This window comes from Kitasatospora sp. NPDC001095, from assembly GCF_053598615.1.
The window spans coordinates 1-9274 of the sequence record NZ_JBSFKQ010000102.1 but is presented as its reverse complement, the minus strand read 5'-3'; the positions used below and the strand labels follow the sequence as shown (position 1 = coordinate 9274).

Annotated in this window: 1 protein-coding gene and 1 pseudogene; both read left to right on the top strand. The window is 74.9% G+C overall.

Translation table 11 applies throughout. The features are described from left to right. Positions 1-1029 (top strand): annotated as a pseudogene (locus ACWDBB_RS35830) (beta-ketoacyl reductase); the annotation flags it as partial. A 281-nt stretch (positions 1030-1310) separates the two neighbouring features. After that, the coding region (locus tag ACWDBB_RS35825) for a type I polyketide synthase (RefSeq protein ID WP_449793593.1) at positions 1311-9274 on the top strand (7964 nt) is incomplete at its 3' end.

The following is a 9274-nucleotide window of genomic DNA, read 5'->3' as shown; positions in this document are numbered from 1 at the left end:
GCCCATGTGGCCCGTTGGCTGGCGGGTGGTGGTGCGGAGCACGTGGTGCTCACCAGCCGCCGTGGCCTGGACGCGCCGGGCGCGGCCGAGCTGCGCGACGAACTGACCGCTCTCGGCGCCCGGGCCACCGTCGCCGCCTGCGACGTGAGCGACCGTACGGCCGTCGAGGCGCTGCTCGCCGAGCACGCCTTCACCGCCGTCGTCCACGCCGCCGGCGCCACCGCGTCCGCGCCGCTCGCCGAGACGGCGCCGGCGGACTTCGCCGCGGTGGTGGCCGCCAAGGTGTCCGGTGCGGCGCACCTGGACGAACTGCTGGGCGACACCGAACTGGACGCCTTCGTCCTCTTCTCCTCCATCGCCGGCGTCTGGGGCAGCGGCGGGCAGGCCGGCTACTCGGCCGCCAACGCCTACCTGGACGCCCTGGCCGAGCAGCGCCGCTCGCGCGGCCTGGCCGCCACGGCGATCGCCTGGGGCCCCTGGGCGGGCTCCGGGATGGCCACCGAGGCCGACGCGGAGGAGCAGCTGCGCCGCCGCGGACTGAACGGCATGGCCCAGGAGTTGGCGACCGAGGCGCTGGCCGGCGCGATCGGCGGCGAGCCCTCGGTCACCGTGGCCGACGTCGACTGGGAGCGCTTCGCCCCCGGCTACACGGCGCTGCGCCACAGCCCGCTGATCGGCGACCTGCCGGAGGTCCGACTGGCCCTCGCGGCCGGCGAGGCCGACGGCGGGGCGTCCGAGGGCACCGACGCGGCGGCCGAACTGCGGGCCCGGCTGGCCGGGTCGACCGACGGGGAGCGGCGGCAGGCGCTGCTCGACCTGGTCCGCGGCACCGTGGCGGAGGCCCTCGGGCACGCCTCGGCGGCCGAGGTCAGGGCCGACCGCTCGTTCAAGGACCTCGGGTTCGACTCCCTCACCGCGGTCGAGCTGCGCAACCAGCTCACCGTGGCCACCGGTCGGCGACTGCCGGCCACCCTGGTCTTCGACCACCCCACACCGAGGGCGCTCGCGGACCACCTCACCGCGGAACTGTTCCCGGCGGGCGGTGACGCGGCCGGCCCCGAAGACGGGGAGGCGCGGATCCGCCAGGCGCTGGCCACGGTCCCGTTGTCCCGACTCCGGGAGGCCGGAGTGCTGGACATCCTGCTGGATATCGCCGGTTTGCACGACGACGTCCAGGAATCGGACGGCTCGGACGGAGAGGAGAGCGCGGCATCCATCGACGAGATGGACGTCGACAGCCTGATCCAGATGGCGTTCGAGAACACCGATTCCGATTCCTGACGATTTTTGCGAGAAGTGTGGAGCACATGATGGCCTCGTCCAACGACAAGATGCTTGAGGCGCTTCGTGCGTCGCTGAAGGAGACCGAGCGACTCCGGCAGCAGAACCGGCAACTCCAGGCCGCGTCCCGGGAGCCGATCGCGATCGTCGCGATGAGCTGCCGCTTCCCTGGCGGGGTGCGCACCCCCGAGGAGCTGTGGCAGCTGGTCGCCGACGGCGGCGACGCGATCTCCGTCTTCCCCGAGGACCGCGGCTGGGACACCGAGGGCGTGTACCACCCGGACCCGGCGAACTACGGGACGACCTACTCCCGCGAGGGCGGCTTCCTCGCCGACGCGGGGCGCTTCGACGCGGACTTCTTCGGCATCTCGCCGCGCGAGGCGCTCGCCATGGACCCGCAGCAGCGGCTGCTGCTGGAGACCTCCTGGGAGGCCTTCGAGCGGGCCGGCATCGACCCGGCCGGGCTGAAGGGCAGCCAGGCCGGCGTGTTCGTCGGCGCGGCCTCTTCGGGCTACGCGTCCTCGCTGCGCGCCGTGCCGGAGGGGCTGGAGGGCCACCTGCTGACCGGCAACGCGGGCAGCGTGGTCTCCGGCCGGCTGGCCTACTCCTTCGGTCTCGAGGGCCCGGCGGTCACCGTGGACACCGCCTGCTCCTCCTCCCTGGTCGCCCTGCACCTGGCGGTCCAGGCGCTGCGGGGCGGCGAGTGCACGCTCGCCCTGGCGGGCGGCGTCACGGTGATGGCCACCCCGGACACCTTCATCGAGTTCAGCCGCCAGCGGGGCCTGTCCGCCGACGGCCGCTGCAAGTCCTTCGCCGCGGCGGCTGACGGCACCGGCTGGTCCGAGGGCGTCGGCATGATCCTGCTGGAGCGCCTCTCCGACGCCCGCCGTCTCGGGCACCCGGTGCTGGCCGTCGTCCGCGGCACCGCCGTCAACCAGGACGGTGCCAGCAACGGTCTGACCGCGCCCAACGGCCCCGCGCAGCAGCGCGTCATCCGCCAGGCCCTCGCCAACGCCCGCCTCTCCGGTGACCAGGTCGACGCCGTCGAGGCGCACGGCACCGGCACCGTGCTCGGCGACCCGATCGAGGCCCAGGCGCTGCTCGCCACCTACGGCCAGGACCGGCCGGAGGGGCGGCCGCTGTGGCTGGGCTCGCTGAAGTCCAACCTCGGCCACACTCAGGCCGCCGCCGGTGTCGCCGGCGTCATGAAGATGGTCATGGCGATCCGCGCCGGGGTGCTCCCGCAGACCCTGCACGTGGACGAACCCTCGCCGAAGGTCGACTGGGCCGCGGGCTCCGTCGAACTGCTCACCGAGGCCAGGGACTGGCCGGAGACCGGCCACCCGCGCCGGGCCGGCGTCTCCGCCTTCGGCGTCAGCGGCACCAACGCGCACGCCATCATCGAGCAGGCCGCGCCGGTCGCCGACGGCGACGAGCCGGCCCCCGTCGCGGGCCCCGGCGCGCTCCCCGCCGGCACGCCCGTCCCGTGGGTCCTCTCCGCCCGCACCGAGAAGGCGCTGCGCGCCCAGGCCGGGCGCCTGCGCGACTGGGTCGGCGCCCACCCCGACGCCCACCCGGCCTCCGTGGCCGCCTCGTTGGCCGCCTCCCGGGCCTCCCTGGAGCACCGCGCGGTGCTGCTGGTCGACGGGCCGGAGGCGGCCGAGCGCGCGCTGGCGGCCTTCGCCGAGGGCGCGGACGAGCCGGCCGCGGCGCGCGGCACGGCGGACGAGGCCCGGATGGCCTTCCTGTTCACCGGCCAGGGCAGCCAGCGGCCCGGCATGGGGCGCGAACTGTACGACGCCTTCCCGGTCTTCGCCGAGGCCTTCGACGCGGTGTGTTCGCGGGTCGAACTGCCGCTGAAGGAGGCGGTGTTCGGAGAGGACGCCGCAGTCCTGGCCCGTACCGAGTTCACCCAGGTGGCGCTGTTCGCGGTGGAGACCGCGCTGTTCCGGCTCTTCGAGAGCTGGGGGGTGCGCCCGGACTTCCTGGTGGGCCACTCGATCGGCGAGCTGGTCGCCGCGCACGTCGCCGGGGTGCTGTCGCTGGACGACGCGGTGGCCCTGGTCGCCGCCCGTGGCCGGCTGATGCAGGCGCTGCCGGAGGGCGGCGCGATGGTCGCGGTGAAGGCCACCGAGGCCGAGGTGCTGCCGCTGCTCACCGGCAACGTCAGCATCGCCGCGATCAACGGGCCCTCCTCGGTGGTGATTTCCGGCGACGAGGCCGAAGTTCTGGCGATCGCCGGACAGTTCGAGAAGACCAAGCGGCTCAACGTCTCGCACGCCTTCCACTCGCCGCTGATGGACGGCATGTTGGCGGACTTCCGCCGGACTGCGGAGGGCCTGACGTACAGCGCCCCGCGCATTCCGGTCGTCTCCAACGTCACGGGTGCCCTGGCCACCGCCGAGGAGCTGTGCTCGCCCGAGTACTGGGTGCGCCACGTCCGCGAGGCCGTCCGCTTCGCCGACGGCATGCGCGCCCTGGAGGCCCAGGGCGTCAGCGTCTTCGTCGAGCTCGGCCCCGACGGCGTGCTGTCCGCGCTGGGCGAGCACGGCGTCCGCGTCCCCGCGCTGCGGGCCGGCCGGCCCGAGGCCCGGACCGCGCTGACCGCGCTCGCCACCGCCTACGCGCACGGCGTCCCCGTCGACTGGCAGGCCCTGCTCACCGGACCTGACACCCGGCGGGTCGACCTGCCGACCTACGCCTTCCAGCACGAGTGGTTCTGGCTGGAGACCGGCCGCACCGCCGTCCCGACCGCCGACGCGGCGGCCCGCGACAACGACGCCGAGCAGCTCGACGCCCGCTTCTGGGAGGCCGTCGAGCGGCAGGACCTGCGCTCGCTCGCCACCGCCCTGGACCTGGACCAGGCGGAGCTGGACGCCTCCGCCGACGCGCTCGCGCCCGCCCTGCCCGTCCTGTCGCACTGGCACCGGCAGCGCCGCGCCCGCTCCACCGTGGACGGCTGGCGCTACCGCGCCGCGTGGAACCCGCTCACCGACCTGCCGACCGCCGGACTCTCCGGTACCTGGCTGCTCGTCCACCCGGAGGGCGGCGGCGAGGACGGCTGGACCACCGCCGTCGCGGAGGCCCTGGAGAGATACGGCGCCCACGTCCTGAGGCTGCCCGTACCGTCCGGCGCGCTCGACCGGGCCGCGCTGGCCGAGCGGCTGCGCGCTGCCGTCGAGGACCCGGCCGCACTGACCGGTGTCCTGTCCCTGCTGGCCCTCGGGACCGGCTCGCACCCCGAGCACCCCGTGCTGACCGCCGGCCTGGCCGACAGCCTCGCGCTGGTGCAGGCGTTGGGTGACGCGGGTGTGGGTGCGCCGTTGTGGTTGGCGTCGCGGGGTGCGGTGTCGGTCGGTCGTGCCGATCGGGTGAGCAGTGCGGTGCAGGCGCAGGTCTGGGGTCTGGGCCGGGTGGTGGCGCTGGAGGCGCCGGAGCGTTGGGGTGGTCTGGTCGACCTGCCCGAGGTGCTGGATGCCCGGGCGCGGGGTCGGTTGGCCGCTGTGCTGGCGGGTGTGGACGGTGAGGACCAGGTCGCGGTGCGCGCCTCGGGCGTGTTCGTGCGTCGTCTGGTGCGGGCCGGTCGTTCGGGTGAGGCGGCCGCTTCGTGGTCGCCGCGTGGCACGGTGCTGGTCACGGGCGGTACGGGCGCCCTGGGTGCGCGGGTGGCGCGCTGGCTGGCGGACAACGGTGCCGGGCACCTGGTGCTGACCAGCCGTCGGGGCCTGGACGCCCCGGGTGCGGTCGAACTCCGGGAGGAGCTCGTCGCGTCGGGTGTCGAGGTGACCGTCGCCGCGTGTGACGTCGCCGACCGTGCGGCCGTCGAGGCGCTGCTCGCCGAGCACGAGTTCACCGCCGTCGTCCACACCGCCGGCGTCAACCACCTCGCGCTGCTCCCGGACGCGCGGCCGGAGGAGTTCGCCGACGTCCTCGCCGCCAAGGCGGGCGGCGCCGCCCACCTGGACGAGCTGCTCGGCGACACCGAGCTGGACGCCTTCGTCCTCTTCTCCTCGATCTCCGGCATCTGGGGCAGTGGCGGCCAGGCCGCCTACGCGGCGGCCAACGCCTACCTCGACGCCCTGGCCGAGCAGCGCCGCGGCCGCGGCCTCGCCGCCACCGCCGTCGCCTGGGGCCCCTGGGCCGACGGCGGCATGGCCGCCGAGGACGACGCGGAGGAGCAGCTGCGCCGCCGCGGCCTGCCCGTGATGGCCCCCGAACTGGCGATCGCCGCCCTGGCGCAGGCGCTCGACCACGACGAGACCGCGGTGACCGTCGCCGACGTCGACTGGGCGCGCTTCGCCCCGGTCTTCACCGCCGGCCGCAACCGCCCGCTGATCGCCGACCTCCCCGAGGTCCGCGCCCTGGCCACCACGGCTGCCCCGCAGGAGGGCCCGGCCGACGCCGCCTCCCCCTGGGCCGCGCGGGTCGCGGGCCTCTCCCCGCTGGACCGCGGGCGCGTCCTGGAGGAGCTGGTGCGCGACGCCGTCGCCGCCGTCCTCGGACACAGCGGCGCGGAGGCCATCGACCCCGGCCGGGCGTTCAAGGACCTCGGCTTCGACTCGCTGACCGCCGTCGAACTGCGCAACCGCCTCAACACGGCCACCGGACTGACCCTGCCGGCCACCCTGGTCTTCGACCACCCGACCGCCGCCGCCCTCGGCGCCCACCTCGGCGCCGAACTGCTCGGCACCGACACCGGGGCACAGGCCCCCGCCGTGCCGCAGGCGGCCGACGACGAGCCCATCGCCATCATCGGCATGGCCTGCCGCTACCCCGGCGGCGTCACCTCGCCCGAGGACCTGTGGCAGCTCGTGCTCGACGGCGCCGACGCCGTCGGTGACTTCCCGACCGACCGCGGCTGGGACCTCGGCGCCGTAGGCAGCGCCCTCGGCGGGGAGCGGGAGACCTCCTACGCGCGCTGCGGCGGCTTCCTGCACGGCGCGAGCGAGTTCGACCCGGCGTTCTTCGGCATCTCGCCGCGCGAGGCGCTCGCCATGGACCCGCAGCAGCGCCTGCTGCTGGAGACCTCCTGGGAGGCCTTCGAGCGCGCCGGCATCACCCCCGGCTCGGTGCGCGGCACGGCCACCGGCGTCTTCGCCGGCACCAACAGCCAGGACTACGCCGCCCTGCTGGCCGGCCAGGAGTCCAGCGAGGGACACCTCGCCACCGGCACCGCCGCCAGCGTGGTCTCCGGCCGCCTGGCCTACACCTTCGGGCTTGAGGGCCCGGCGGTCACCGTCGACACGGCCTGCTCCTCCTCGCTGGTCGCGCTCCACCTGGCCGCCCAGGCGCTGCGCAACGGCGAGTGCACCATGGCGCTGGCCGGCGGCGTCGTCGTGATGGCCACCCCCGGCACCTTCGTCGAGTTCAGCAAGCAGCGCGGCCTGGCCGCCGACGGCCGCTGCAAGGCCTTCGCGGCCTCGGCCGACGGCACCGGCTGGGGCGAGGGCGCGGGCATGCTCCTGCTGGAACGCCTCTCCGACGCCCGCCGCAACGGCCACCAGGTGCTGGCGGTCGTGCGCGGCAGCGCGATCAACCAGGACGGTGCCAGCAACGGCCTCACCGCCCCCAACGGCCCCGCCCAGCAGCGGGTCATCCGTGCCGCGCTGGCCGGCGCCGGCCTGACGGCCGCCGAGGTCGACGCCGTCGAGGCGCACGGCACCGGCACCCGACTGGGCGACCCGATCGAGGCCCAGGCCCTGCTCGCCACCTACGGGCAGGAGCGCAGCGGCGAGCCGCTGTGGCTCGGCTCCCTCAAGTCCAACATCGGCCACACCCAGTCCGCTTCGGGTGTGGGCGGCGTCATCAAGATGGTGATGGCGATGCGGCACGGTGTGCTGCCGCGCACCCTGCACGTCGACGAGCCCACCCCCCACGTGGACTGGTCGGCGGGCGCCGTCGAGCTGCTGACGGAGACGCGGAACTGGCCCGAGACGGCGCACCCGCGCCGGGCCGGCGTCTCCTCCTTCGGCATGAGCGGCACCAACGCCCACGTCATCCTCGAACAGGCCGCCGACGAGCCGGTGGACACCGACCCGCAGGCCGCGCCGGCGACGCACGGCGACGCGCCGGTGCTCTGGGCCCTGTCGGGCCGCACCCCGGATGCCCTCGCCGCCCAGGCCGGACGCCTCCGCGCCCACCTGGAGACCCGGCCGGACGTCCCGGCCACCGACGTCGGGTACTCGCTCGCGGCCACCCGTACCCACCACGAGCACCGCGCCGTCCTGCTCGGCGACAGCCGGACGGCCCTGCTCGACGGCCTGGGCGCGCTCGCCGAGCGCGCCGACCGGACCGGACTCGTCCGGGGCGTCGCCTCGGGCGGCAAGCTGGCGTTCCTGTTCACGGGGCAGGGCAGCCAGCGTCCGGGCATGGGCAGGGAGCTGTACGAGGCCTACCCGGTGTTCGCGGACGCCTTCGACGCCGTCTGCGCGCGGGTCGAACTCCCGCTGCGGGAGGCGGTGTTCGGGGAGGACGCGGACGTTCTCGCCCGTACGGAGTTCACCCAGCCGGCGCTGTTCGCCGTCGAGGTGGCGCTGTTCCGGCTCTTCGAGAGCTGGGGTGTGCGGCCGGACGTCCTAGTCGGGCACTCGGTGGGCGAGCTGGCGGCCGCGCACGTCGCGGGCGTCCTTTCGCTGGACGACGCCGTTGCGCTGGTGGCGGCGCGTGGCCGGCTGATGCAGGCGCTGCCCGAGGGCGGTGCGATGGTGGCGGTCAAGGCCACCGAGGCCGAGATCCTGCCGCTGCTCACGGACAACGTCAGCATTGCCGCCATCAACGGGCCCTCCTCCGTGGTGATTTCCGGCGACGAGGATGAAGTCCTCGCCATCGCCGGGCCGTTCGAGAAGACCAAGCGGCTGAGCGTTTCGCACGCGTTCCACTCGCCGCTGATGGACGGCATGCTGGACGACTTCCGCCGAGTGGCGGAGGGCCTGACCTACGCGGCGCCGCAGATCGCCGTGGTCTCCAACGTGACCGGTGCCCTGGCCACCGCCGAGGAACTGTGCTCGCCCGAGTACTGGGTGCGCCACGTCCGCCAGGCGGTTCGCTTCGCCGACGGCATGAGCGCCCTCGAAGCCGAGGGCGTGACCACGTTCCTGGAGCTGGGCCCGGACGGTGTCCTCACCGCGATGGCCCAGGAGTGCGTCAGCGGCGACGAGTTCGCCTCCGCCCTGCGCCGCGACCGCGCGGAGACGCAGACCGTCGTCACCGCCCTCGCCGTGGCGCACGTCAACGGCGCCGAGCTCGACCTGACCTCCTACTTCGGCTCCGGCAACCACCGGGTCGAGCTGCCGACGTACGCGTTCCAGCGTGAGCGCTACTGGCCGGCGGTGGCCTCGGGCTGGCTGGGCGAGGTCGCCTCGCTGGGCCTGGGCGCGGCCGATCACCCGCTGCTGGGGGCCGGCGTGTCGCTGGCCGACGCGGAGGGTTTCCTGTTCACGGGTCGTCTGTCGGTGGAGTCGCACCCGTGGCTGGCCGATCATGCGGTGCTGGGTTCGGTGATCGTTCCGGGTACGGCGTACGTGGAGCTCGCGGTGCGGGCCGGCGACCAGGTGGGTTGCTCGCTGGTGGAGGAGCTGACGCTGGAGGCGCCGCTGGTGCTTCCGGAGTCCGGCGGTGTGCAGGTCCAGGTCTGGGTCGGTGCGCCCGACGGCGAGGGTCGTCGCTCGGTGACGGTCCACTCGCGCGTCGAGGGCGCCGGTGAGGACGGCCTCTGGACCCGTCATGTCTCGGGTGTGCTGGCGGAGGGTGCGTCGGCTGCTGAGGGTGCGGGTCTGGTGGAGTGGCCGCCGGCGGGTGCCGAGGCGGTGGAGCTGGACGGCTTCTACGGGGCGATGGAGGGCGTCGGGTTCGGTTACGGCCCGGTGTTCCAGGGTCTGCGGTCGGCGTGGCGTCGCGATGGTGAGGTGTTCGCCGAGGTGGCGCTGCCGGAGGCGGTGGCGGGGGAGGCGGCCGGTTTCGGGCTGCACCCGGCGCTGCTGGACGCGGCGTTGCA